24 protein-coding genes and 1 pseudogene are annotated in these 22,956 nt (G+C 64.7%); 10 read left to right on the top strand and 15 right to left on the bottom strand.

The window, feature by feature from the left end:
- From I6F21_RS15485 to fliL, 5 genes are all read right to left on the bottom strand, one after another.
- Window positions 1-198 carry a hypothetical protein gene (locus tag I6F21_RS15485; RefSeq protein WP_074448248.1) on the bottom strand — a complete coding sequence of 66 codons (198 nt, stop codon included), beginning with the start codon at window positions 196-198 and terminating at the stop codon, window positions 1-3.
- Window positions 199-785: 587 nt separating this feature from the next.
- Window positions 786-1,547 carry a flagellar protein FlbB gene (locus I6F21_RS15480; RefSeq protein WP_036013086.1) on the bottom strand — a complete coding sequence of 254 codons (762 nt, stop codon included), beginning with the start codon at window positions 1,545-1,547 and terminating at the stop codon, window positions 786-788.
- Window positions 1,548-1,556: 9 nt separating this feature from the next.
- The gene (locus tag I6F21_RS15475; protein ID WP_057030304.1) at window positions 1,557-2,003 is read right to left on the bottom strand and encodes a DUF6468 domain-containing protein; all 447 of its coding nucleotides are present in this window, start codon (window positions 2,001-2,003) and stop codon (window positions 1,557-1,559) included.
- Window positions 2,000-3,202, bottom strand: coding sequence for a flagellar motor switch protein FliM (fliM, locus tag I6F21_RS15470; protein ID WP_036027916.1), 1,203 nt, complete (start codon window positions 3,200-3,202; stop codon window positions 2,000-2,002). Before fliM ends, I6F21_RS15475 begins: the two co-directional genes overlap by 4 nt.
- 19 nt (window positions 3,203-3,221) lie before the next feature.
- Complete coding sequence (gene fliL / locus I6F21_RS15465) at window positions 3,222-3,719, bottom strand: flagellar basal body-associated protein FliL (protein WP_225183314.1); 498 nt, start codon at window positions 3,717-3,719, stop codon at window positions 3,222-3,224.
- A gap of 384 nt (window positions 3,720-4,103) precedes the next feature.
- Here fliL and flgF point away from each other — a divergent pair, with 384 nt between their 5' ends.
- From flgF to flgH, 4 genes are read left to right on the top strand one after another with little or no spacing between them, the layout of a single operon-like run.
- The gene (gene flgF, locus I6F21_RS15460; RefSeq protein WP_128264476.1) at window positions 4,104-4,865 is read left to right on the top strand and encodes a flagellar basal-body rod protein FlgF; all 762 of its coding nucleotides are present in this window, start codon (window positions 4,104-4,106) and stop codon (window positions 4,863-4,865) included.
- Between the two features lie 16 nt (window positions 4,866-4,881).
- Entirely contained in the window at window positions 4,882-5,670 is a 789-nt protein-coding gene (gene flgG / locus I6F21_RS15455; protein WP_036013098.1) for a flagellar basal-body rod protein FlgG, read from the top strand.
- A gap of 10 nt (window positions 5,671-5,680) precedes the next feature.
- Window positions 5,681-6,808, top strand: a complete 1,128-nt coding sequence (gene flgA, locus I6F21_RS15450; RefSeq protein ID WP_225183313.1) for a flagellar basal body P-ring formation chaperone FlgA — start codon at window positions 5,681-5,683, stop codon at window positions 6,806-6,808.
- Window positions 6,809-6,812: 4 nt separating this feature from the next.
- The gene (gene flgH, locus I6F21_RS15445) at window positions 6,813-7,577 is read left to right on the top strand and encodes a flagellar basal body L-ring protein FlgH (protein ID WP_225183312.1); all 765 of its coding nucleotides are present in this window, start codon (window positions 6,813-6,815) and stop codon (window positions 7,575-7,577) included.
- Window positions 7,578-7,711: 134 nt separating this feature from the next.
- Here flgH and I6F21_RS15440 read toward each other — a convergent pair whose 3' ends face one another.
- From I6F21_RS15440 to I6F21_RS15430, 3 genes are all read right to left on the bottom strand, one after another.
- Window positions 7,712-8,878 carry a PcfJ domain-containing protein gene (locus tag I6F21_RS15440; protein WP_225183311.1) on the bottom strand — a complete coding sequence of 389 codons (1,167 nt, stop codon included), beginning with the start codon at window positions 8,876-8,878 and terminating at the stop codon, window positions 7,712-7,714.
- Window positions 8,879-9,231: 353 nt separating this feature from the next.
- The gene (locus tag I6F21_RS15435; protein WP_225183310.1) at window positions 9,232-10,011 is read right to left on the bottom strand and encodes a fumarylacetoacetate hydrolase family protein; all 780 of its coding nucleotides are present in this window, start codon (window positions 10,009-10,011) and stop codon (window positions 9,232-9,234) included.
- Window positions 10,012-10,093: 82 nt separating this feature from the next.
- Window positions 10,094-11,122 (bottom strand): aldehyde reductase, encoded by a 1,029-nt coding sequence (locus I6F21_RS15430; protein WP_225183309.1) that lies wholly within the window; start codon window positions 11,120-11,122, stop codon window positions 10,094-10,096.
- A 16-nt stretch (window positions 11,123-11,138) separates the two neighbouring features.
- Here I6F21_RS15430 and I6F21_RS15425 point away from each other — a divergent pair.
- A pseudogene (locus I6F21_RS15425) lies at window positions 11,139-11,410 on the top strand (helix-turn-helix domain-containing protein); the annotation flags it as partial.
- Between the two features lie 283 nt (window positions 11,411-11,693).
- On the opposite strand, the gene dksA reads toward I6F21_RS15425, so the two are convergent.
- Window positions 11,694-12,059, bottom strand: a complete 366-nt coding sequence (dksA, locus tag I6F21_RS15420; protein WP_085966600.1) for an RNA polymerase-binding protein DksA — start codon at window positions 12,057-12,059, stop codon at window positions 11,694-11,696.
- A 217-nt stretch (window positions 12,060-12,276) separates the two neighbouring features.
- The gene (locus I6F21_RS15415; protein ID WP_036013109.1) at window positions 12,277-12,888 is read right to left on the bottom strand and encodes an NAD(P)-dependent oxidoreductase; all 612 of its coding nucleotides are present in this window, start codon (window positions 12,886-12,888) and stop codon (window positions 12,277-12,279) included.
- A gap of 163 nt (window positions 12,889-13,051) precedes the next feature.
- Between I6F21_RS15415 and I6F21_RS15410 the strand changes: the two genes are divergently transcribed.
- Window positions 13,052-13,423, top strand: coding sequence for a helix-turn-helix domain-containing protein (locus I6F21_RS15410; RefSeq protein WP_025037390.1), 372 nt, complete (start codon window positions 13,052-13,054; stop codon window positions 13,421-13,423).
- A gap of 12 nt (window positions 13,424-13,435) precedes the next feature.
- Here I6F21_RS15410 and I6F21_RS15405 read toward each other — a convergent pair whose 3' ends face one another.
- The gene (locus I6F21_RS15405; RefSeq protein WP_225183308.1) at window positions 13,436-13,849 is read right to left on the bottom strand and encodes a flagellar assembly protein FliX; all 414 of its coding nucleotides are present in this window, start codon (window positions 13,847-13,849) and stop codon (window positions 13,436-13,438) included.
- A 283-nt stretch (window positions 13,850-14,132) separates the two neighbouring features.
- Here I6F21_RS15405 and I6F21_RS15400 point away from each other — a divergent pair, with 283 nt between their 5' ends.
- From I6F21_RS15400 to I6F21_RS15385, 4 genes are all read left to right on the top strand, one after another.
- The gene (locus I6F21_RS15400) at window positions 14,133-15,257 is read left to right on the top strand and encodes a flagellar basal body P-ring protein FlgI (protein WP_036027924.1); all 1,125 of its coding nucleotides are present in this window, start codon (window positions 14,133-14,135) and stop codon (window positions 15,255-15,257) included.
- Window positions 15,257-15,625 (top strand): flagellar assembly peptidoglycan hydrolase FlgJ, encoded by a 369-nt coding sequence (flgJ, locus tag I6F21_RS15395; RefSeq protein ID WP_225183307.1) that lies wholly within the window; start codon window positions 15,257-15,259, stop codon window positions 15,623-15,625. Before I6F21_RS15400 ends, flgJ begins: the two co-directional genes overlap by 1 nt.
- 11 nt (window positions 15,626-15,636) lie before the next feature.
- On the top strand, window positions 15,637-16,134 hold the full coding sequence (locus I6F21_RS15390) for a hypothetical protein (RefSeq protein WP_036013118.1): 498 nt from the start codon (window positions 15,637-15,639) through the stop codon (window positions 16,132-16,134).
- A gap of 158 nt (window positions 16,135-16,292) precedes the next feature.
- Window positions 16,293-16,652: a hypothetical protein gene (locus tag I6F21_RS15385; protein WP_036013119.1), complete on the top strand. Its 360-nt coding sequence runs from the start codon at window positions 16,293-16,295 to the stop codon at window positions 16,650-16,652.
- Between the two features lie 157 nt (window positions 16,653-16,809).
- Here the strand turns inward: I6F21_RS15385 and flaF are convergent, their stop codons facing one another.
- From flaF to I6F21_RS15365, 4 genes are all read right to left on the bottom strand, one after another.
- A complete protein-coding gene (gene flaF / locus I6F21_RS15380; protein WP_018642830.1) occupies window positions 16,810-17,178 on the bottom strand; it encodes a flagellar biosynthesis regulator FlaF in 369 nt (122 codons plus the stop codon).
- A 294-nt stretch (window positions 17,179-17,472) separates the two neighbouring features.
- Entirely contained in the window at window positions 17,473-19,767 is a 2,295-nt protein-coding gene (locus I6F21_RS15375; RefSeq protein ID WP_225183306.1) for a DUF1522 domain-containing protein, read from the bottom strand.
- A gap of 220 nt (window positions 19,768-19,987) precedes the next feature.
- Window positions 19,988-22,267, bottom strand: a complete 2,280-nt coding sequence (locus tag I6F21_RS15370; RefSeq protein ID WP_225183305.1) for a DUF1522 domain-containing protein — start codon at window positions 22,265-22,267, stop codon at window positions 19,988-19,990.
- Between the two features lie 330 nt (window positions 22,268-22,597).
- The coding region (locus I6F21_RS15365) for a flagellin (RefSeq protein ID WP_276573620.1) at window positions 22,598-22,956 on the bottom strand (359 nt) is incomplete at its 5' end.

The raw sequence follows: 22,956 nt of genomic DNA, 5'->3' as shown, positions 1-22,956 counted from the left end.
TCAGTGTTGCGTCCCGGCGCCATCGGGCGCCGAGGAGCTCTCTTCGCCAAGAGAAGATTGATCATCGTTGCCGGCCTCGCCATCCGGCGGCGCGGCATGCTGATGGCTTAGCGCGGATGTCCATGCGGATGTCATCGCCGCTATGAGCATCCGGTTGACGGCCTCGATGACGCGTTCTGCTGCGGACGAGTAGTTCATGGCCTCCTCCTGCGCTGCCGACTGCGAATGACCGAAGCGTAGGACGGCGCCTTGAGCACCACTGTACGCCACTTCACACCTGCGCGCGTCAAGTCATCGCAGTCCCGGAGGATGCCGCCTGCCCCGGCTGCATCCGCCACGGGATTCTGATTTCCACCTTGACGGGTTGCTGAGCGCGCGCACTCACAACCTTCGGCTCGTTGCGGTTCGCGCGCGACTCTGAATCAGATGTGAATCTCGGCGATGCAAATCGCATTGGTTAGCTCTGGGGGTAATCAATGAGCGGAGAAGCCGGTTGCATTGTGTGTAGCAGAGCAAGAGCGGTCGTCGCGATCGTCCCGATTGCAAGAGGATATGCCCTGAAGACATATGAATGTGCCTGTTGCCACAGCACCCTGCAGCTCGTGACCCGCGTCTCAAAGGCGGCGCTGATCAAGCAGCAGGTCAATATCCTCGCCCAGATGGAGCAGCAGTTGCGCCCGCCTGTTCGCAGGGTGCAACAGGCCTTCGCGAATTAGGCGCACGAGGCATTTCTCTGGGCTTCAGTCGACAGCGCGCGGATTGAAAGCGCGCTTCTCCTCGAGCCCTCAATTCGGCTTTTGCGTCGGCTTGCCGTCGATCTTGGGCAATTCGCCGGCCGAGGCGGACTGATCGCCGCCGCCATTGGCGCGGCGGGCCATCTCGACGGTCAGCCGCTCGGCGGCTTCCGATGACATCAGGCCCAGGATGTCCGACATCTTGCGCGGCGCGATCGCCGAGGCGATCTCGATCAGCACGCCCATTTCGAGCCGGTCGAACACCCGCGCGGCATCCTTGGGCTTCATGCCCTCGTACATGGTCACGAGGCCCTTCATGCGCTGGGCTTCGGCGGCCTTTTGCTCGGCCTGGGTCGCGGAGATGCGGGTTTCCACCGCCTTCATCTCCTCGACCTTGGTCTCGATGCGCTTCTCGGCCGACTTGAGCAGGCTTTCGCGGATGTCGATCTCGCGCTGGCGCGCCTCGATCTCCTGACGCCGCGCCTGCAACCGTTCCAGGATCGCGCGCTCCGCGGCCGAGACCTGCGGCTGCCCCTCGTCGATCTTGACGACGGTGCCACCCTCCATCTTGGTCTCGGGCGCTGCCGGCTTAGGTGCTTCCTTCGGCGCAGGGGTCGAGCCGGTGATGTCGGGATCCTCGCGGCCGGTCGGGAAATTCAGGTTCTCTTCCGCCCAGGATTTCTTGCCCTGGTTCGGCTTGTAGTCGAAGACATAGCCGCCGTTGATCGCAAGGCCCGCCACCTTCAGCGTGGCGAGGCCGGCGACGGCGACCAGGACGACGGGAATGACGCGGATGTTACGAAAGGACTTCATACCCAGGCTTCATGCGGCAAGGCCGTTGGATCGTCGGCGCTCGGAGAAGGCTTCGGCGGCCGCCGCCACTGCCTTCGCGGACGACGGCTTGGCCGCGGGCGCGGCGACCGTCTCCGGATTGGTGACGGGACGCGCGGCGATCGCGATCTTGGACAGGCGCCGCACCACGTTGTCGGCCTCGCCGAGCTGCTTGTAGAGCTGATCCGACATCTGCGTCGCGGCGGCGAGCTGGCTGCCGAGGTTCTCGTTGACGTCGCGCACGGCGAGCTTCAGCCCACCGATCGCGCGCTCGGCAATCTCGGTCGCGGTGATCAGCTCGGCGATGACGGCCTTCAGCGAATGCTCGTCCGCCTTCAGCCGCCTCAAGCGCTTGTTGAGCGTGACGCAGTAGACGATCGTCAGCATCAGCAGGATAGCCACCAGCGTCTCGATCGCCATTCCCAGGGAGTGGTTCATGGGGCCTCCATCATCTTGTTCTGCTCGTCCACCTTCTCGAACATCGCAAGTGTCGTACTTGGCTTGCGCAAGGGTTTCGTCACACGGATCGCGACGCGGTCGCCGACCCGGCCCATCCGCCCCTCGGTCAGCGTGACGTCGCCGCAACGCACGGTGACGTTGGCGTCGGCGCGCATGTCGAGCGGCAGCGTGTCGCCCACCTTGAGCCGCATCAGCTGCTTGAGCGGAATGTCGGCCTCGTAGAGCACGGCGTCGACGGCGATCTCGGCCTGCACGATCTCGGTGGCGAAGTGGCCCTCCCAGACCGGGTCGCGGCCGAACTTTTCGCCCATGAACATCTGGAGCAGGACGCCCCGGATCGGCTCGATGGTCGCGTAAGGCAGCAGCAGCTCGATGTTGCCGCCGCGGTCTTCCATGTCGATGCGCAGGCGCACCAGGATCGCGGCGTTGGCGGGACGGCTGATCGCGGCGAAACGCGGATTGGTCTCGAGCCGGTCGATCGAGAAGGTCACCGGCGACAGCGGCCGGAACGCCTGCTCGGCGTCGGCCAGCACCACCTCGACCAGCCGCTTGACCAGCTCGGTCTCGATCGTGGTGTAGGGCCGGCCCTCGATGCGCAGCTGGCTGGTGCCGCGGCGGCCGCCGAGCAGCACGTCGATCATCGAATAGATCAGGTTGGAATCGACCGTCGCCATGCCGAAGTTTTCCCACTCCTCGGCCTTGAAGACGGTGAGGACGGCGGGCAGCGGGATCGAGTTCATGTAATCGCCGAAGCGCACCGAGGTGATCCGGTCGAGCGAGACTTCGACGTTGTCAGAGGTGAAATTGCGCAAGGAGGTCGTCATCAACCGCACCAGGCGGTCGAAGACGATTTCGAGCATCGGCAGGCGCTCGTAGGAGACCATCGCCGAATCGATGATCGCGCGAATGCCGGAATGGTCGTCGAGCGTGACGTCACCGACGGTGAAGCCGAGGAGATTGTCGATCTCCTCCTGGGACAACACCCGCTCGCCGGAATTCTTGCCGGTGCCGAGATCGCGGCTGCCGTCCTCGACCATGGCGGCCCATTGCAGGGCCATCGTCTCCGATAGCTCGTTCTCGGCGGCAGCCTTTGCCGCCTCGGCGGGATCCTCGCTATCGAGCGAGGCCTCCCACTGGGCGGCAATTGCATCCTGGTCGACTTGGTCGTTGCCCGCCATGATCCCTAGTCCGTCATGCTCACTGGACCACGACTTCCTTGAACAGCACGGCGCTGACCTGGATCGGGGCGACCGCCGCGTTGACGCGCTTGGTCAGCTCCTCCTTGAGGCGGAAGATGCCGGCCGAACCGTTGAGGTCGGACGGGCGCAGCTCGCGCACATAGGTCTGGAAGATGTCGGTGACGCGCGGCATCGTCGGCTTGATCGCCTCGATCTGCTTCTCTTCCTTCAGCTCCAGCACGATCTTCAACCGCAGATATTGCACGCGCTCGCCGGGCGAACCGGCGAGGTTGACCATCAGGTCGGGAACGTCGACGAAGGCCGGCGGCTTCGGCGGCGGCGCGGCCTCGGCATGATGCTCATCGCCGCTATGACGGAAGAAGAAGAACCAGGTCGCAGCACCGCCGCCGAGCACGGCGAGCACGCCGACGACCATGATGATGAGCTTGAGCTTGTTCTTCGGCGGAGCGGCTTCCGCGCCCTCGGCGGCTGCGCCGCCTTCCTCGTTCTCTGCCATGGTTGCCGCGCCCGTTCATCTCTCAAAGGGGTCGAAAGAGCGAAGCCTCCTGGCAGACAATGACGCGATACGAATGCCCCAGCGCAATGCGCTCCTCTGATGCGCAAACGCTACGGTAATAATGGTTAACGGAATCTTTCGATTGGGCCGCCGCTAGGAAAAATCTGCCGGGCAAACATGGCTAACAGAACCTTTCTGCCGCCTGCTCGCGCCCCTCGAAAGTCGCCAACACATTGAAGTTACGTGATTTTCCTGATTGGCACGGCTTTCGCTGAGACAGGCCCGAGACCGCACGGCTTGGGAGAGCCCGACGGTCTCGGTCACGGGGTCCGCCAAAGGCGCTTGGGAGAGCGAAATGGCAGATCCGCTCAGGGGAGATTTCCGATGCAGAACGCGCGTCTGATCGGCTTGTCACGGCAGATGACGTTGGAACGGCAGATGGATGTCATCGCCAACAACGTCGCCAATGCCAACACCAACGGCTTCAAGTCCGACCATTCGCTGTTCGAGGAATATCTGAACTCGAACGCGCGCGAGGACAATTTCATCGGCCGCGACCGCCGGGTCTCCTATGTCCAGGACCGCGGCACCTTCCGCAACATCAGCCAGGGGCCGCTGGAGCCGACCAACAATCCGCTCGACATGGCGATCAACGGCGGCGCCTATTTCGCAGTGCAGGCCAATGGCGGCGAGTTCTATACCCGCGACGGCAAGTTCTCGCTCAACAGCACCGGCCAGCTCGTCACCGCCGACGGCAATCTCGTGCTTGGCAATGCCGGCCCGATCACCTTTCAGCCGACCGACCACGACATCAACGTCGCGCCCGACGGCACCGTCACGGTGCTCGAGGGCACGGCGCGGACCGACTCGATCCGCGGCAAGATCCGCATGGTCTCGTTCGACGATCCGGCCAAGCTGACCAAGCTCGGCGCCAATCTCTATGCCGCCGGCTCGGCGAACCAGCAGCCCGACACCAAGTCCACCCTGCAGCAGGGCTATGTCGAGAAGTCGAACGTGAATGCGGTCGGCGAGATGACCCGCATGGTCGAGGTGATGCGCAGCTACGCCGCGGTCGCCAACCTGCTGCAGCAGCAGAGCGACCTCCATAAATCGGCGATCGAGAAGCTCGCCGACGTTCCGGCCTGATTGAAGGAGAACTGAGATGCAGGCGCTTCACACCGCAGCGACCGGAATGGCGGCACAGGAACTCAACGTTCAGGTGATCTCCAACAACATCGCCAACCTCCGCACCACCGGCTTCAAGAAGCAGACGGCGGCGTTCCAGGATCTTATCTACGAGCACGTCCGCCGCGTCGGCGCCCAGTCGTCGGACCAGGGCACCATCCTGCCGGTCGGCGTCGACATCGGCGGCGGCGTCAAGACCGTCGGCACGCCGCGCAGCATGACGCAAGGCACGCTGTCGCAGACCGGCAACGACCTCGATCTCGCCATCTCGGGCGAGGGCTTCTTCAAGATCCTGATGCCCGACGGCACCTTCCAGTACACCCGCGACGGCACCTTCCAGATGGACAATCAGGGCCGCGTCGTCACCGCGCAAGGCAATCCGGTGCAGCCCACCATCACCATTCCCAACAACGCCTCGGGCATCTCCGTGAGCGAGCAGGGCCAGGTCTCGGTGACGTTGCCGGGCTCAACCACCTCCTCGATCGTCGGCCAGATCGGCGTCACGCGCTTCATCAACAAGGCGGGCCTGCAGCCGGTCGGCAACAACCAGTTCACCGAGACGCCCTCGTCCGGTGCGCCGCAGGACGGCACCGCGAACACCGAAGGTTACGGCAAGCTCACGCAAGGCAGCCTGGAGCAGGCCAATGTCGACGTCGTCTCGGAGATGAGCGACCTGATCGCCGCCCAGCGCGCCTACGAGATGAACGCCAAGGTGATCAGCGCCGCCGACCAGATGATGCAATCGACCACGGCGCTGTTCCGCTGAGGTGATGACGATGATCCGCGCCACCCTCGCCGCCATCTCCACTCTTGTCGCGCTGGCTTTCCCGGCAGCGGCCGCCAACGATTTCATCGCCGCGCCGACGCTGCGCGCAAGCGTCACGGTGACCTCGGACGTGGTGCGGATCGGCGATCTCATCGACAACGCCGGATCGGCCGCGCTGATCCCGGTCTACCGCTCGCCCGATCTCGGCACCACCGGCACGCTGACGGTCGGCCAGGTCCTGTCGGTGCTGCGGGCCAAACAGGTGATCGGCGTCATGACCGGGGACATCAAGGAGGTCCAGGTCACCCGCCTCGCCCGCACGCTCGCGAGCAAGGATATCGAGAACGCCGTCGCCGCGGCGCTCGAGCGCCGCTTCGGCCTCGGAGACGCCGCCAACATCACCATCACGTTCGACCGCAGCGTCGCCGAGATGCGGCTGGACGCCTCCAACAGCGGCGCGCTGCAGCCGGTCGCAACCCGCTATGATGCCCGCAGCGGCCGTTTCGACATCGCCTTCGAGATCGCCAACGACGGCAATGCCGCGCCGACCAAGCTGCGCTTCACCGGCACCGCGATCGAGACGGTTGAGGTGGCCGTGCTGACCCGCGACATCGACCGCGCCGATCTGCTGAAATCCTCCGACCTGTCGTTGGAGCGCCGGCCGAAGGCCGAGGTCGCCGGCGAGCCTGCCTCGCGCGATCGCAGCATCGGCATGCAGCTGCGCCGAGGAATGCGCGCGGGCACGCCGATCCGCGCTGCCGACCTCGTCAGGCCCGACTTCGTGGTGCGCGACCAGGCGGTCACCATCATCTACCAGGTGCCCGGCCTTTATCTCACCACGCGCGGCAAGGCGATCGAGAGCGGCGCCGAGGGCGACACCGTCAGCGTGCTCAATCTGCACTCCAAGCGCACGCTGACTGGCATCGTCACCGGCCGTGGCCAGGTCACGGTGCAGGGCGCCAGCCAGTCCGCGCCGATGGCGCCGGCGGTCGAGCAGACCTCGTCGATCAAGCGTGACGAGGTGCCCGCCGCCGCAGCCCTCGCACAGAACCTGATCCAGCCGGCAAACCCGGCCCAGATCGCCCAAGCCCAGCTTTCGCAAGCCCGCCTCTCGCAAGCTCCAGCCAAGTCAGAGTAAATTCATGTCCACGTTTAGTTCGGCCTCCCGCCTTCGTCGCATCGCGATCTCTGCCCTGTTGCTGGCGACTTGCACCTTGGCGAGCGGCTGCTCCTCGATCGACCGCCTGTCGCAGATCGGCGAGCAGCCGAAGCTGTCGGCGATCGACAATCCGACGACGCAGCCCGGCTACAAGCCGGTGCAGATGCCGATGCCCAAGCCCGAGGTCGCCTCCTACAATCCGAACTCACTGTGGCGCAACGGCAGCCGCGCCTTCTTCAAGGACCAGCGCGCCCGCCAGGTCGGCGATCTCCTGACCGTAGCCGTGAACATCACCGACAAGGCCAACATCGAGAACGACACCTCGCGCAGCCGCAGCAACAAGGAAGATTCGGGAATCACCAACTTCATTGGCGCCCAAACCATCACCCAGGCCAACAAGATCCTGCCGGGCCGCGTCCTGACCGCCGACTCGACCTCCTCGAGCGAGGGCAAGGGCAGCGTCGACCGCAAGGAAGCCCTGCAGACCAACGTCGCCGCGGTGGTGACCCAGGTGCTGCCGAACGGCAATTTGGTGGTCGAAGGCAAGCAGGAGATCCGCGTCAACTTCGAAATTCGCGAGCTGATCGTCGCCGGCATCGTCCGCCCCGAAGACATCCAGAGCGACAACACCATCGACTCCACCAAGATCGCCCAGGCCCGCATCGCCTATGGCGGCCGCGGCCAGATCACCGACGTGCAGCAGCCGCGCTACGGCCAGCAGGTCATGGACGTGCTGCTGCCCTTCTAAGCGCCTTCAAGAGCTCCCACATCGTGCTCGCGAACTAAAGGCGCGAACGACGATGTACTACGCGGCCCTCGCTAGCTCCCCTGGCGAGGGCCGCATGTATTTTGCCTGCGCCGCCGAAGCGGCGCAGGCTTCTCTCACAGCAGCATGATCCCGCGTGCTTGCGCCCATCGCTGGAGGATCTTGCACTCCTCGGCAAACGGCGGACGGTTCGCAAACCCGCGAACCTGAACCGCCCTGGAACGGGTATCAAGCTCGATGGTCAGTAGCCGCTGGACGTCACCCGAGGCACGGCGACGGAGCGACCAGATCGAGGCATGCCCGGCAATGCACTTTGTCGCGTAAGTGGCGACGCAGTGACGCATGCCCCGCGTCTCAGCCACGAGATCGGCTGCGGTCCGCAACTGGACCACGACATATTCTTCGCGCTTGGCGCGGTCCTTGGACGACTTGGTCCATGACCAGTCCGCGATCGCTGCACCGGGCCAACGGTCCTCGCTCTGCTCGGGGCCTGCTGCCAGCCCCCCCGCACGGTTTCGCGCCGCCTCGGCGCGACGGCGTGCGGCCTCGATACGAGCAATCGCATCGAGATCGCGATGCCATTCGCGCATCTGCCGCCCAAGCGAGACCAGTGAACGCCCCTTGAGGGTGTACTCTGGATCACGCCGGTGGCAATCGGCGAGGTAGTCATGGAAGTCATCCATGTCCTCGACCGTGGTGGGTTGCGCGCAGAAGAAGCGCACCACCTCGCGCCAGAAGCGATGCTGAGCGCGCTGCGTCTGCGTGATCCTGGTGCGCGCGATCCGCATCGCAACAGCGGGATCGGTCGCATAGGAACGCGCAATCGCCTGCCAGATCGCAGCCTCGAAGCCGACCTTCCCCAACGGATTGAGGAAGGCATGGACCTCCTTGCGAGACAGCCATTCGGCCGCACCGGCGGCGTAGAGCGAACCGCCGCCGGCAGCCACGACATACCATCGCTTGCGCAACATGATCTCGTCGCGGCTCAGTCCCGCGCTGTCGATCCAGATCTGCTCCAGATGCTCAGCGACAGGATAGCGCGCAAAGAGATAGCGGGCGGCGCCAAGACGAAGACGCGCCGCGTCGCGAGTTTTCAGCTGCGGCTTCCATGCCGAAGCATCGCGAAGGACGTTCGCCTCGAAGCCACGCCTGGCCTCTTTGATCGCGTTCTCGAAATCCGGTGGAGGACGCGTCCGCTGCGACACGTGCCGCAGCGACAGCTCGTAGGCTTCAACCCGCGTGCGCTCGGCCTCCCGCCGGCGCTGAGTCAATGACTGTGCCATTGTCGTTCAACATGATTGGATGACTGTCAGCCGGACGCACTGAGAGCGTCGGCACGGAATGTGTCGATCGCCACAAAGTACTCACGGCTGGTCTCCTCAATTTTGAACGCGCAGGTTGAATGGGACGGGGCTCATAGACCCGATTGCCGGCGGGCGCAAGATGCGTCCCATCTAAAATTCAGAAACTGCGCACAGCGAGAGAGCTCGCGACATTTTAGCAACGCTGTTGCCCCAAACTCAGTCATTGCGAGCGCAGCGAAGCAATCCAGTCTGTCTCCTCAACAGGATTCTGGATTGCTTCGTCGCAGGAGCTCCTCGCAATGACGGAGAGTGCCGATGTGCCCCCTGCCCCCTCACGTAAACTCCGCCTCCACCACGCCGAGCCCGTCCAGCTCCATCCGCACCTTGTCGCCGGCCTTCAGCCACAGCGTCTTCACCAGGCTGCCGGTGAGCACGAGCTGCCCGGCGTGCAGCCCCTTGCCTTCGGCGGCGAGATGGTTGGCGAGCCAGGCGAGCGCGTTGTGGGGATGGCCGAGCACGTCGGCGCCGGTGCCGTGGCTGACCTCCTCGCCGTTGACGATGGCGCGGCCCTTGACCGCCTTGAGGTCCGGCACCGACGAGCGCGGGACCGATGGGCCCAGCACGCAGCCGGCGGCAAAGAAATCGTCGGCGATCAAGGTCGGCGCGCCCATCGTCTCCCATTTCACGTAGCGATCGTCGACGATCTCGATCGCGGGGTGATAGGACTCGACCGCCTCGCCGACCCATTCGGCCGTGAAGGGCGCTTCGCCGGCGGCAAGGTCCCGCTTCAGCCGCGCCGCGATCTCGCATTCGACGCCGACGCGGACATAATTGGAGGCGGCGAGCTTGGCGCCGCTGTCATGGACGCCCTTCTGGAACACGCCGCCGCCGCAAGGGTGCGGGATACCGATATAGTCCTGCATCACCTGGCTGGTGCAGCCGATCTTGTAGCCGACGAGCGGACCGACATGCGGCAGCAGCAGATCGTGCAGGGTGCCCTGGATCTGATAGCCCTCGGCTTCGTCCGCAGGGGGCCGCTCCAGCGCCGCGAGCGGGGCGTGGTTGCGGCGCGCCAGCGCGATCGCCTTTGCGGCTTCGAGAATCTTGTCCATCGGCGCCGCCTCCCACGCTACGCAGTCCAAGGCGGCACTTCAGCATCCCCGCCCCGGCCTGACAAGCGCGGCTGGCGTGCCCTCACCCCTTCACGAGGCCGAGCCGGATCAGGCTCTCGGCGGTCGCAAGGATCGCCTCCTCATTGGAGCGCGCCTGCCAGCCGAGCAGCGACTTGGCCTTGGCGCTGGTGGAATGCCTGATCATTCCGAGCATCGGCACGACCGCACGCAGCAGCGGAATCCGGCGGGCGGCCAGCCGCACCAGCCAGTCCGGCGCCTGGAGCCGCGGAACCCGGCGCGCCCGGGGCCCGAGTTCCCGCCGCAGCACGCGGGCGATGTCGAGGATCGACATCGTCTCGCCGGAGACCGCGATGAAACGCTCGCCCTTCGCCTCCGGAGCAATCATCGCCCGCAGATGCAGCTCGGCGACGTCGCGGACGTCGACCACGCCGAAATAGACCCGCGGCACCGCCGGCATGGCACCGTCGAGCAGAGATCTGACGATCTCGATCGAGCCGGAAAAGTCCGGCCCCAGCACCGGCCCGAAAATACCGGCAGGGTTGATCACCGACAGCTCCAGCCCATTCCCCTGGCCCGCGACGAAATCCCAAGCCGCCCGCTCGGCCAGCGTCTTGGACTTGACGTAGGGTTGGCCGTCGACACCGGCGAGATTGGTCCATTCGGTCTCATCGAACGGCTTGTCGCGCGGCGGATGGCCATAGCCGATCGCGCCCAGCGACGAGGTGATGACGACTCTCTTGACACCGGCCGCGCGCGCGGCCCGGAGCACCCGGATCGTTCCGTCGCGGGCGGGGATGATCATCTCGTTCTCGTCCGTCGGGACGGTGGTCGAGAGCGGGGACGCCACGTGGAGAACGTAGTCGCAGCCCGCGACCGCCGCCTCCCAGCCGTCGTCCCGGGTCAGATCGGCGGTGACGAAGGCCACGCTCTCGGGCGTCGCCGCCCCGCCCTCGCGCAGCATGGCGAGCACATCGGCTTGGCGCTCCGGCCGTCGCACCGTCGTCCGCACGGCATGGCCGGCGGCCAGAAGTTGCAGGACGACATGGATGCCGACGAAGCCCGACCCGCCGGTGACCAGAACAGTGCTCATGACCCGCATTCCCCTCAAACTGGAGATCCTGTTTGCGCTGATGAACGGCGCGGTTCGTTTCGGCGCCTTGCGTCGATCGGCGGCATCACCCAGCACATGCTGACCACGCAGCTGCGCGAGCTCGAGCAGGACGGCCTCGTGTCGCGCACTGTCTTCGCGGAAAAGCCGTTGAGGGTCGAGTACGAGCTGACCGATGCGGCCCACGGCCTGTTGTTGGCGTTTAAGGAAATATTGAGCTGGTCCAGGCTTTATGGGAATGCCCGTCTCGAGACGTCGCAGCAGGCCTGATTGCAGCGATGCTTGATGCAGCTGGATCAGCGTCTCAACTTCAGAGTCGATCTCGTTGATGCGACTCGCAAAATCTCCCGCACCTGAAGTGAAGGCTGTTTCTCATCCGAACTCACGTGAGCTCGGAGCAATCCGGTCTAGCCCGTTGATCGCGATTCACTTTTCGCGATCGCGCTGTCGCCATGGTGGGCGCGACCGGCAAGCTATGGGCAATATGCGGAGCATGGCGCGAAATGGCGCCCTGCGTCCAAAAACAAAGAGCCGCATCTCTGCGGCTCGGACCTTATTCGTCGCGATAGACCTTCTCGCGTTTCTCGTGGCGCTCCTGCGCTTCCACCGAGAGCGTCGCGATGGGCCGGGCCTCGAGCCGCTTCAACGAGATCGGCTCGCCGGTTTCCTCGCAATAGCCGTAGGTGTTGTCCTCGATACGCTGGAGCGCGGCATCGATCTTGGCGATCAATTTGCGCTGGCGGTCGCGGGCGCGGAGTTCGATGGCACGGTCGGTTTCGGACGAGGCCCGATCAGCGAGATCGGGGTGGTTCACGTTCTCCTCCTGCAGAGCCTGCAGGGTGAGCTTGGATTCTTTGAGGATCTCATCCTTCCAGGCGAGGAGCTTCAAACGGAAGTACTCCTTCTGCCGGTCGTTCATGAAAGGCTCTTTGTCGGTCGGTCGGTAGTTTTTCAACTTTTCCAAGGGAGGCCTATCTTCTTAAGCAACGACTCGCGGACGGACCGGGGTCCGTTGAGCCGGGCCTTATATAGTGGCCTCCCGTGACAGACAATATTTCCCTCACCGCCCGGTCCGCGCCCCCAAGCCCTTGCACAGGAAGGTTTATCCTTGAGGGCTTGGAGGCGGCTGGCCGCCCTTAATAGCCGACCGTGAAGCGCTGCTTCAGGTGGGCCGGCTTTTCGATCTCGTCGGCGAGCGCAATGGCGTAGTCGGCGAAGGTGATCCAGCTCTTGCCGTTCGCATCTGCGAGAAGCTGGTCGGTCCCGAGCCGGAACTTGCCGGTGCGCTCCCCCTCCTCGAACAGCGCCGAGGGCGAGATGAAGGTCCAGTTCAGGTCCTTTTCCTGCCGCAGCAGGTCCAGGAAGGCCGAGCCCGCCTCCGCTTCGGCCTTGTATTGGGCCGGAAAATTGGGAGTCGTGACCAGCTTCACGCCCGGGGCAACCTCGAGGCTCCCGGCGCCGCCCACCACGAGGTAGCGACCGACCTTGGAGTCCTTCGCCGCACCGATCAGCTTGAGCGGATCACTGGCCAGGAAGTGCACGGAACTCACGGCGACGTCGTGACCGGCCCACAGCTTGGCGAGGCCCGCCTGGTCGAGCACATCCCCCTTGGTTGGCGTGACGTTCGGCAGGGCCGCAATCTTTTCCGGGTTCCGGGCGATGGCCGTGACCGTGTGGCCGCGGCGGGACAGTTCCCTGGTGATCTCCGACCCAGCCCGGCCCGAGGCACCGGCGACTGCGATTTTCATGGAAGGCTCCTTTGCTTCTATGGTAACTGACAGAGACTAGATATCGCAAAGAATGCTGGTGTTAAGAGAGCACTTTGTGCTTACCTGATTACGCTGAGGTAACTGATCGCGTACAACCGGCACGCGGATGCCAAGCAACGGTATGGATTTCCGAGAACCGACGATGAAACCCGACGTCTACGCAGCGAACTGCCCCACCCGCCAAATCCTCGATCGCGTCGGCGACAAATGGGCGGTGCTGATCCTCTTGCTCTTGCGCGAGGAGCCGATGCGCTTCAATCAATTGCGCCGCACGATTGAAGGCATCTCGCAGAAGATGCTGAGCCAGGTGCTCAAGTCGCTCGAACGCGACGGCCTGATCAGGCGCCGCGCCATCGCGACCGTGCCAGTGACGGTGGAATATTCGATCACCCAGCTCGGCCTGACACTGGCGGCGGCTGTGGATCCCTTACGCGATTGGGCCGAGCAAAATCTGAAAGACGTGCTCGCCGCCCAGCGCCGCTATGATGCGCAGTTGAAGGAGGAAGCGGCGTAAGAGCCTCCGTGACTACGCCTGCCCGGCCTTCGCCAGTTCGACCTCGACCCGCAGCTCGATCTCGGAGAGCACCGCATCGAGACCGGCATCGCCTGAGGACGATTTCAGGTGGGCCGCCGCATCACGCAGCCGCATCACGGTCGAGGCGTCGAGATTGCCGGACAACAGGCCCATCTTGAGATCGTCGAGCACGTCGAGCGCAGTCCTGCCGCGGGCGACCGAGCGCTTGCGGCGCTCGACCGGATCCTCCTCGACACCCTGCAACGCTAGCAGCGCATCGATGTTGGCGGCCGCCTTCGGTGCGGCAGCGCTCCGCGTCTCCTGCGCAGATGAGGTGTCGGGCAGCACGAAACTGCCGCAGCCCGTCCGCTTGGCCTGGCTGGCCGGCGTGCCAAGCGTCGTACCGTTCGGTCCGTAGATGCGCATCGGAAAGAATCCGGGTGATCGATGCCTCACCTTCGCTGTCTTATGGTTAACGGTGCGTAAACGGCCCGGCAAAATCTGCCGACAGGCGGCAGTTTCGCTCCCCAGGGCGAACGAGTGCTGACAGCGGACGCAACAGATTTATTCAAGCTATTCAGCCACCTAGCTCGCCACCAGGCGTTGGCACAGCGCTCGCAAGGAAAGCGCCGGACCAGCTCGTCATGGGAGTGTCGTGCAAGTCCTGTCCGATTTGAGGAGCCTTTTCTAGGGGCCTTGGGGAGCAGAGATGCCAGGCGTTCGTTGGGTGAGGATTGTTGGGTTGGCCTGCGCCGCGCTGTCGGCGCTGGCGCTGTCGGTCACCTCGGCGGCGGCGACCTCGCGCATCAAGGACCTCGCCAATATCGAGGGCGTGCGGCAGAACCAGCTCATCGGTTATGGCCTCGTCGTCGGCCTCAACGGCACCGGCGACACGCTCAACAACATCCCCTTCACCAAGCAGTCGCTGCAGGCGATGCTCGAGCGCATGGGCGTCAATATCCGCGGCGCCACCATCCGCACCGGCAACGTCGCCGCCGTCATGGTCACGGGCAACCTGCCGGCCTTCGCCACTCAGGGCACGCGCATGGACGTCACGGTGTCCGCGCTCGGCGACGCCAAGAACCTCCAGGGCGGCACCCTGCTGGTCACCCCCCTGCTCGGCGCCGACGGCAACGTCTATGCGGTGGCGCAGGGCTCGCTCGCGATCTCCGGCTTCCAGGCCGAGGGCGAGGCCGCCAAGATCGTACGCGGCGTGCCGACGGTGGGACGCATCGCCAACGGCGCCATCATCGAGCGCGAGATCGAGTTCGCGCTCAACCGGCTGCCGAACGTCCGCCTGGCGCTGCGCAACCCCGACTTCACCACCGCCAAGCGCATCGCGGCCGCAATCAACGACTATCTCGGCGTCAAGACCGCCGAGCCGATCGATCCCTCGACGGTGCAGCTGTCGATCCCGCCCGAGTTCAAGGGCAACGTCGTCGCTTTCCTCACCGAGATCGAGCAGCTCCAGGTCGACCCTGATCTCGCCGCCAAGATCGTCATCGACGAACGCAGCGGCATCATCGTGATGGGCCGCGACGTCCGCGTCGCCACCGTCGCGGTGGCGCAGGGCAACCTCACGGTCACCATCTCCGAGAGCCCGCAAGTGAGCCAGCCCAATCCGCTGTCACGCGGCCGCACCGTGGTCGCGCCGCGCAGCAGCGTCACCGTCACCGAGGACGGCAAGAAGCTGGCGCTCGTCAAGGACGGCGTCTCGCTCCAGCAGCTCGTCGACGGCCTCAACGGCCTCGGCATCGGCCCCCGCGACATGATCAGCATCCTCCAGGCGATCAAGGCCGCCGGCGCCATCGAAGCCGACATCGAGGTGATGTGATGCAGACCAGCGCGATCAACACCCCTCGCCTCGCCACCAATTCGGCCTTCTCGGTCGAGAGCCGGAACGGCCGGCCGGACTTCGAGCTCGCCGCCGCGCTGCAAAAGGTCTCGCCGCAGCAACAGGCCAAGGCGCAGAAGACTGCCACCGACTTCGAGGCAATGTTCCTCAACAGCATGTTCGCGCAGATGACCTCGGGCCTGAAAGGCGAAGGCCCGTTCGGCGACACGCCCGGCACCGGCGTATGGCGCTCGATGCTGACCGAGCAATATTCCAAGAACTTCGCCCAGGCCGGCGGCGTCGGCATCGCCAGCGACGTCTACCGTACCCTCATCCTGCAGCAGGCGAAAACGATCCGCACGGCATAAGGTCAAACGAGATGAACCATTTCAACGCCTCACGTCAGCCGATGCAGGCCCAGCGCCCGGGCAGCGCGCCCGTCAGCAGCGAGGCGCGCAAGCTCGCCGAAGGCCTAATGGACGCGATGAGCGCCCTGCTCGGATTGATCGAGCGCGAGACAGAGCTCGTCCGCGCCGGCAAGGTCCGCGAGGCGATGACGCTCGAGGGCAAGAAGCAGGAATTGTCGCGCAGCTACGTCAGCGCAGTCGGCCAGCTGAAGGCAAACCAGGACCAGCTCGCGAAGTCCGCGCCGGAGCTGCTCTCGACGCTGCATCGCCATCACGATGCGTTCCGCGCGATGCTCCAGGTCAATCTCACCGTGCTCGCGACCGCGCACGCGGTTTCCGAAAGCGTCGTGCGCGGCGTCAACGCCGAGATCCAGAAGCGCAACGTGCCGAACACCTATACGGCCGCCGGGCGCAGCGCAGCGCCAGGTCCGCGCCATATCACGCCGCTTGCGGTCAGCCGCTCGCTCTGAGCAGCACGAGAACAACCGACAATTTTAAGAAAAACCGCGCGGCGATGGCGTCGCGCGGTTAGGCACGTTTCCTTACCGGGTGTTCAGTCCTGGTGTTCCATGCTTGCGTGATTAGAGGGGTTGGGATTTGACTCACGTAAGGCAACCAGGAGGCTGCCATGAGTACAGATTTCAGCATCAGGCCGGTGGGGATCCCGGCCCCCGTGCAGATCGTACCGACGTCGAATTCGGCGGCGAACGATGCTGTGCAAACTGATCTTCCGGTGAGGCAAACGGTCGCCGCGAGCGATACGAGCGCGCCGGTGCGCAATGATTTGCCGAACCACGAGAACATCTCGCGCCAGGTCGTGTTCGACCAGGCGGCCGCGTCCTTCGTCTTTCAGGTCGTCAACGACAAGACCGACACGGTGGTGAACCAGTTCCCTGACGAGGCGATGCTCCGCCGGCGTGCCTATTTCCACGCACTGGACATGAAGTCCGAGCCCTCGCGTCCGCTCAGCACGGATCTCAGCGCCTAACGATCACGCGATCGATGCCGATGTTTCTGCTCTGCGTCTGGCCGTCATCGGTCAGCGCGGAGTTCGCGTGCCGAGGCAAGACCACTGGCCGCGATCAGCTCCTGCCTAAATTGCGAGTTTCGCCGATGTGCTCGTGATGCGACCATCACGAATTCCGTCACGGCCGTCCGGACAGCCCTGCCGCGATATTGCGGTTGATCTCGATCAGCGGACGGAAGTGATCGAACTGCGGGCTCATCTGCAGCGCTGCGGTCTGGCTCAACACGAACACGCTGATGTTGGCGATCTTCTGCCGGACGTCGATCGGCTGCGGATTGCTGTCGCGCATCGCCTCGCTCAGGAAGATGGTCCAGAGCTTGCGGTTGAACATCAGGGCCTGCATGGTCTGCTCGCTGAGCGGATCGGCGTTGTTCACCGCGTCCTGGAGCTTGTTGGCGGCCTTGAGCAGAGTCTGCGCCTCGATGTCGCGAGGAGATGCGGTGGTGGTTGCAACACGCGCATAAGCCGAGGCAGCGGAATTCGACATCAATCACACCCTGGAGGTTACCTAGCGCGTTGTACGCGCTTAAGGATTTCTTTCCCAACCCTAGGCAGCACCGCTTAAGATTTGCTTACGTATCGTGCTTGGAAGTACTCCGCAGAATTACGGGGCACGGAGTCCTTCGTCAGCGCAACGCTAGATCTACGCACGCACGATGTAAACTCGCCTGGCGTGATCCGCGTCGATCTCGGCTAATCTCGACTTAGCGATCTTCCTCAAAAGAACGGCGGAGCATCAGCTCCGCCGCGTCATCTCGAATAGCGAAGTTGCGCTGCGGAATTAGCGGAGCAGCTGCAGCACGCTCTGTTGCGACTGGTTGGCCAGCGACAGCGCGGAGACCGCGATCGACTGGCGCGTCGACAGCGCCTGGCTGTTCGCCGCTTCCTCATTGGTGTCGGCAAGCGTCAGGTTGGCTGAGCCGGTCTGCAGCACGTTGATCAGGTTCTTGGAGAAGTCCTGACGCACCTGCACGATCGACAGGTTCGAACCGAGCGTGGAGCCTTGCGAACGCAACGTGCTCGAGGCCGCGTTCAGGCTGGCCAGCACCCTGTTGGTGGCACCGTTGTCGATGAAATCGACGCCGTTGACGAGATTGCTGAGACCGAGGCCCGCCGCATTGAACACCACGCCGTTGATGCTCAGCGTGGAGCTGCCGGTCTCGTTGAAGACCAGCTTCAGCGTGTCGCCATTGAGCAGGTTGACGCCGTTGAAGGAGGAGTCCTGCGAGGTCGTGTCGATCTGGGCCAGAATGTTGTTGAACTGGTTGACCAGGTTGGAGCGCGCGGTCTGCGCCACGGGATCCTGGACCGGCGGCTGCGCGGTGGTGAAGGCGAGAACGCCGGTGATCGTGCCGCCGACCGCGCCGCCCGCGATCGTCGAGCCGAGCGTCGAAGAGGCGTATTCATTGACGGTGGTCACCGTGAGCACGCCGTTGGCATCGATCGTGGCCGTCAGGTGATTGGCCTGAAGCTGCGCGTTGAGTTGGTCAAGCGTCTTGACGGTGCCGTTGGTGCCGTCGCCGAAGGTGACGTTGACAGGCGTGCCGCCGTTGAAGGAGGTGAAGGTCAGGGTCTTGCCGCTGATGCCGCCGACGCCCGAAGTGCGCGCCGCGGTAAAGGCCGTCGCCGTTCCCGTGTTGCCGCTGAGGCCGAAGGCGCTGAGCGCATTGCCGGTGCCGGTGATCGACAGGTCGGCATTGATGCCGGTCGAGAGCGCAAGCTGACCGCTGCTGTTGACCGACGACGGGATCTGGCCCGCGGTGGTCGAGATGGTTGCCGCGCCGTTGAAGATGCTGGCGGTCTTGACGCCGGTGGCGAGGTCGACCGCGTTAAGCAGATCGGTCAGCGTCGCGCTCTGGATGTAGACCGTCGAGTTACCGTTGCCGTCTGTGACGACGTTGCCGCTGACGCCATAGCCGGTGGCCACGCTCGCTGTCGATTGCGGCGTCTGCGCGTTCTTGAAGGTGATGGTCTTGCCGCCGATGTTCAGCGTCGAGCCGTCCTGGACCAGGGTGCCGAGCGAACCCGCGGTCGTCGAGCGGTTCGCGGTCACGTTCGCGTTGCCCGCGCCGGTCGCGGACGTCAGGCCGAGTGCTTGGAGGAAGTCGGCCTTGCCCGTCACGCTCAGATCGGCGCCGGTCGAACTCTTCAGCGTCACCGCGCCGCCGCCCGAGATGGACGATGCTACCTGAAGCGTGCCGACAGGGCCGGCCGAGCCGCTGACCGCGAATGTCGCCGCGCCTGCGCTGATGGTTGCGGTCTTGACGCCGCTGGCGAGGTCGATGGCGGTGAGGACGTCGTTGACGGTCGCTAGGGGCGCCGCCGCCGTTCCCTGATAAATGATCGAATTGCCGTTGCCATCGGTGGCGATGTGCCCGCTGGCGTCGAGGCCCCAGCCGGTCGGCTGGGCGCTCGGAGCAACGCCGGTGCGGAAGGTGATGGTCTTGCCGTTCACCGTGATGGTGTCGCCGTCCGCGGGCGGCGTGCCGAAGGTGGTCGATGCCGTGGTGCCGACCAGCGTCGCCGTGCCGGACAGCGCGGTGGTGCCGTCGGCCGCGAGCGCGGCCGTACCTGTGAAGGTGCCGGCGCTCGAACCGAGCGAGGCGCCGAGTGCGGCAGTTCCCGTGACCGGGGTCACGCCGCCGGCCGCGCCGGTATAGAGCACGTTGCTCTTCGCGGTCGCACTCGCATAGGAGGTCGTGCCGCGCAGGTCGGCCGGGGTCGCGCCGGGAATCGTGGTGGAGACGTTCGACTTGGTTGAATAGCCGACCGTGGTCTGCAGCGCCTGGTTGGCGATCGACTTGGCGCTGTCGATCAGTTTCTGCAGCGAGGTGATGCCTGTGTTGGCGGCCTGCAACACCTGGACGCCGTTATTGATGCCGTCGAGCAGGTTGCTGATGTCGCTCGCCCGGTTGTCCAGCCCCTGGGCCGTGAAGAAGTTGGTGGGATTGTCGAGCGCCGTGTTGACCTTCTTGCCGGTCGACAGCCGCTCCTGCGTCGTGGCCAGCAAGTCGGCCGTCGACTGCAGCGACAACAGGTTCTGGCGAACTGACGCCGAGAGAACGATGTTGGACATTGGCGAGTCTTCCTCTTGAACCGGATACGAATCGGCCGCGCGGACTGGAAAGCCGGCCTTTTGTCCAGTTTTAGGAGGTGTCCTTTAAAGTATGGTTAACGGCGGTTTAAGGGATAGGGTTAACCGCCGATGAACGCCCCTGCCCGCCCCCGGACGCAAAGAAAAAGCGGCGGAGCCAAGGCCCCGCCGCTCGATTTTAGTCAGTGATTTCAGCCGCTTGTTAGCGGAGCAGCTGCAGCACGCTCTGCTGCGACGTGTTGGCCAGCGACAGCGCCGAGACCGCGATCGACTGCCGGGTCGACAGTGCCTGGCTGTTGGCCGCCTCGACGTTGGTGTCGGCCAGGGTGAGGTTGGACGAGCCGGTCTGCAGCACGTTGATCAGGTTCTTGTTGAAGTCCTGACGGATCTGCACCACCGAGAGGTTCGAGCCGAGGCTCGAGGCCTGCGAGCGGAGCGTGCTCGAGGCGGCGTTGAGGTTGGTCAGCACCCGGTTGGCGGCGGCGTTGTCGATGAAGTCGACGCCGACCGTCAGCGAGGCGAGGCCGAGACCCTTGGAATTGTAGGTCACGCCCGTGATGTTCAGGCTCGACTTGGCGGTCTCGTCGAACACCAGCTTGAGCTGGTCGCCGTTCAAGAGGTTGACGCCGTTGAACGAGGAGTCCTGCGCGGTGGTGTCGATCTGGTTGAGGATATTGTTGAACTGAGTCACCAGATTGGCACGCGCCGTCTGGGCAACGCCATCCTGGACAGGCGTGGAAGCGGTCGAGAAGGTCAGGGCCGAGGTGAGCGTGCCGCCGATCGCACCGCCGGCAGCCGTCGAGCCGAGCGTCGAGGACGCATAGTCGTTGGAGGCGGTGATGGTCAGCAGGCCGTTGGCGTCGATCGTTGCGGACAGGTTGTTGGCCTGCAGCTTGGTGTTGAGTTGATCGAGCGTCTTGATCGTGCCGTTGGTGCCGTCGCCGAAGGTGACGTTGACCGCCGTGCCGCCGTTGAAGGAGGTGAAGGTCAGGGTCTTGCCGGCGATGCCGCCGATACCGGAGGTGCGTGCCGCGGTGAACGCGGTCGCATTACCGGTGTTGCCGGCGAGGCCGAACACGTTCAGCGCATTGCCGGTGCCGGTGATCGACAGATCAGCGTTGACGCCGGTCGAGATCTTGAGCTGACCGGACGTATTGATCGTCGAGTTGGACTGGCCGGTGGCCGTCGCAAGCGTGGCAACGCCGGCGGCGCTGATGGTCGCGGTCTGCACGCCGGTGGCGAGGTCGATCGCCTTCAGCACGTCGTTGACCGTACCGGCCTGCAGATAGACGGTCGAGTTGCCGTTGCCGTCGGTGACGACGTTGCCGTTGACACCGAAGCCGCTCGGAACGCTGGGAGCACCGGTCGAGCCCGGAACCGGCGCGTTCTTGAAGGTGATGACGTGACCGTTGACGTTCAGCGTCGAACCGTCGGTGATCGTCGCACCCAGCGAGGCCGCGCTCGTGGTCCGGTTGACGTTGACAGTGGCGTTGCCTGCACCTGTCGACGTCGTCAGGGCGAGAGCCTTGAGCAGGTCGGCCTTGCCGGTGACGCTCAGATCCGCGCCTGTCGAGCTCCTCAGCGTGACGGCGCCCGCAGCGACGGTCGAAGCGGTCTGGCCGTTGCTCGTGGCGATCGTCGCCGCACCCGAGCTGATCGAGACCGTCTTGACGCCGCTGGCGAGATCGATCGCGCTCAACAGGTCGTTGACGGTCGCGGCCGGAGTGCCGGCGGTGCCGAGATAGACGGTGCTGTTGCCGTTGCCGTCGGTGACGATGTTGCCGCTGACGCCCGAGCCGGCCGGAACGGAGGACGCGCCCGGAGCCGAGCCGCTGCGGAAGGTGATGGTCTTGCCGTTCACGGTCAGCGTGTCACCGTCGGCAGGCTGGGCGTTGCCGGCGAGGCCGGTCGCGGTCGTGCCGTTGGTGGCGATCAGGGTCATGGTGCCGCCCAGCGCCGTGGTGCCGTCACCGGCCGTTGCGCCCGTGCTGGCGAAGACGCCGATGGTGGCGCCGAGCGTGCTGGTGCCGTTCGCCGCCGTGGTGCCGCCGGCGGTGCCGTTATACAGCACGTTGCTGCTCGCCGTCGCGCTGGCGAACGAAGTCGTGCCGCGCAGGTCCGCCGCCGTCGCACCGGCGATCGTGGTCGAAACGTTCGACTTGGTGGAATAGCCGACCGTGGTCTGCAGCGCCTGGTTGGCGATCGACTTGGCGCTGTCGATCAGCTTCTGCAGCGAGGTCAGGCCGGTGTTGGCAGCCTGCAGCACCTGCACGCCGTTGGCGATGCCGTCGAGCAGGTTGTTGATGTCGCTGGCGCGGTTGTCGAGCGACTGGGCCGTGAAGAAGTTGGTGGGATTGTCCAGGGCCGAGTTGACGCTCTTGCCGGTCGACAGACGGTTCTGTGTGGTGGCGAGAAGATCGGCGGTGGACTGGAGAGACAGGAGGTTCTGACGAACCGACGCAGAGAGAACAATACCGGACATGACTCTTACCCTTCTGGCTTACGCGTCTTCGTTCGATCGCTTCCGGATCGAGTGACGGGGCCAGCGTGCCGTGACATGGCTAACAAAGGGTGAAACGCATGAAGCCCGCATAAGCGCCGGTTCACCATAAGCGAGCGGACCGTGCGCGCACGGCGCGCAATCCATCTGAAATCATTGGCAATTCCTGGCGACTACGATCCATTAACCATAACCGCTGGTTACTTTTCGGAGCACCGCCTACCCTCTCGAAATCTCCGAGCCGTGCGCAAAAAGAAAGCGGCGGGACCGAAGCCCCGCCGCCATGATCGTCTTTGCGACGTCGTCCGCGCCTTAGCGGAGCAGCTGGAGCACGCTCTGCTGCGACTGGTTGGCCAGCGACAGCGCGGAGACCGCGATCGACTGGCGGGTCGACAGCGCCTGGCTGTTGGCCGCCTCGACGTTGGTGTCGGCCAGGGTCAGGTTGGACGAGCCGGTCTGCAGCACGTTGATCAGGTTCTTGTTGAAGTCCTGACGGACCTGCACAATCGTCAGGTTCGAGCCGAGGCTCGAGGCCTGCGAGCGGAGCGTGCTCGAGGCGGCGTTGAGGTTGGTCAGCACCTTGTTGGTGGCAGCGTTATCGATGAAGTCGACACCGCTGGTCAGCGAGGCGAGGCCCAGACCCTTGGAATTGTAGGTCACGCCGGTGATGC

This window comes from Bradyrhizobium sp. NBAIM03 (assembly GCF_020194055.1).
GTDB lineage: Bacteria > Pseudomonadota > Alphaproteobacteria > Rhizobiales > Xanthobacteraceae > Bradyrhizobium > Bradyrhizobium yuanmingense.
Note: the sequence above shows the minus strand (reverse complement) of the source record. Positions and strands in the feature narration are given on the sequence as shown.

Bases quoted from the DNA above. Each gene is read 5' to 3' on its own strand.
- I6F21_RS15485 (WP_074448248.1), bottom strand. From the start codon at position 198: ATGAACTACTCGTCCGCAGCAGAACGCGTCATCGAGGCCGTCAACCGG.
- I6F21_RS15480 (WP_036013086.1), bottom strand. From the start codon at position 1,547: ATGAAGTCCTTTCGTAACATCCGCGTCATTCCCGTCGTCCTGGTCGCC.
- I6F21_RS15475 (WP_057030304.1), bottom strand. From the start codon at position 2,003: ATGAACCACTCCCTGGGAATGGCGATCGAGACGCTGGTGGCTATCCTG.
- fliM (WP_036027916.1), bottom strand. From the start codon at position 3,202: ATGGCGGGCAACGACCAAGTCGACCAGGATGCAATTGCCGCCCAGTGG.
- fliL (WP_225183314.1), bottom strand. From the start codon at position 3,719: ATGGCAGAGAACGAGGAAGGCGGCGCAGCCGCCGAGGGCGCGGAAGCC.
- flgF (WP_128264476.1), top strand. From the start codon at position 4,104: ATGCAGAACGCGCGTCTGATCGGCTTGTCACGGCAGATGACGTTGGAA.
- flgG (WP_036013098.1), top strand. From the start codon at position 4,882: ATGCAGGCGCTTCACACCGCAGCGACCGGAATGGCGGCACAGGAACTC.
- flgA (WP_225183313.1), top strand. From the start codon at position 5,681: ATGATCCGCGCCACCCTCGCCGCCATCTCCACTCTTGTCGCGCTGGCT.
- flgH (WP_225183312.1), top strand. From the start codon at position 6,813: ATGTCCACGTTTAGTTCGGCCTCCCGCCTTCGTCGCATCGCGATCTCT.
- I6F21_RS15440 (WP_225183311.1), bottom strand. From the start codon at position 8,878: ATGGCACAGTCATTGACTCAGCGCCGGCGGGAGGCCGAGCGCACGCGG.
- I6F21_RS15435 (WP_225183310.1), bottom strand. From the start codon at position 10,011: ATGGACAAGATTCTCGAAGCCGCAAAGGCGATCGCGCTGGCGCGCCGC.
- I6F21_RS15430 (WP_225183309.1), bottom strand. From the start codon at position 11,122: ATGAGCACTGTTCTGGTCACCGGCGGGTCGGGCTTCGTCGGCATCCAT.
- dksA (WP_085966600.1), bottom strand. From the start codon at position 12,059: ATGAACGACCGGCAGAAGGAGTACTTCCGTTTGAAGCTCCTCGCCTGG.
- I6F21_RS15415 (WP_036013109.1), bottom strand. From the start codon at position 12,888: ATGAAAATCGCAGTCGCCGGTGCCTCGGGCCGGGCTGGGTCGGAGATC.
- I6F21_RS15410 (WP_025037390.1), top strand. From the start codon at position 13,052: ATGAAACCCGACGTCTACGCAGCGAACTGCCCCACCCGCCAAATCCTC.
- I6F21_RS15405 (WP_225183308.1), bottom strand. From the start codon at position 13,849: ATGCGCATCTACGGACCGAACGGTACGACGCTTGGCACGCCGGCCAGC.
- I6F21_RS15400 (WP_036027924.1), top strand. From the start codon at position 14,133: ATGCCAGGCGTTCGTTGGGTGAGGATTGTTGGGTTGGCCTGCGCCGCG.
- flgJ (WP_225183307.1), top strand. From the start codon at position 15,257: ATGCAGACCAGCGCGATCAACACCCCTCGCCTCGCCACCAATTCGGCC.
- I6F21_RS15390 (WP_036013118.1), top strand. From the start codon at position 15,637: ATGAACCATTTCAACGCCTCACGTCAGCCGATGCAGGCCCAGCGCCCG.
- I6F21_RS15385 (WP_036013119.1), top strand. From the start codon at position 16,293: ATGAGTACAGATTTCAGCATCAGGCCGGTGGGGATCCCGGCCCCCGTG.
- flaF (WP_018642830.1), bottom strand. From the start codon at position 17,178: ATGTCGAATTCCGCTGCCTCGGCTTATGCGCGTGTTGCAACCACCACC.
- I6F21_RS15375 (WP_225183306.1), bottom strand. From the start codon at position 19,767: ATGTCCAACATCGTTCTCTCGGCGTCAGTTCGCCAGAACCTGTTGTCG.
- I6F21_RS15370 (WP_225183305.1), bottom strand. From the start codon at position 22,267: ATGTCCGGTATTGTTCTCTCTGCGTCGGTTCGTCAGAACCTCCTGTCT.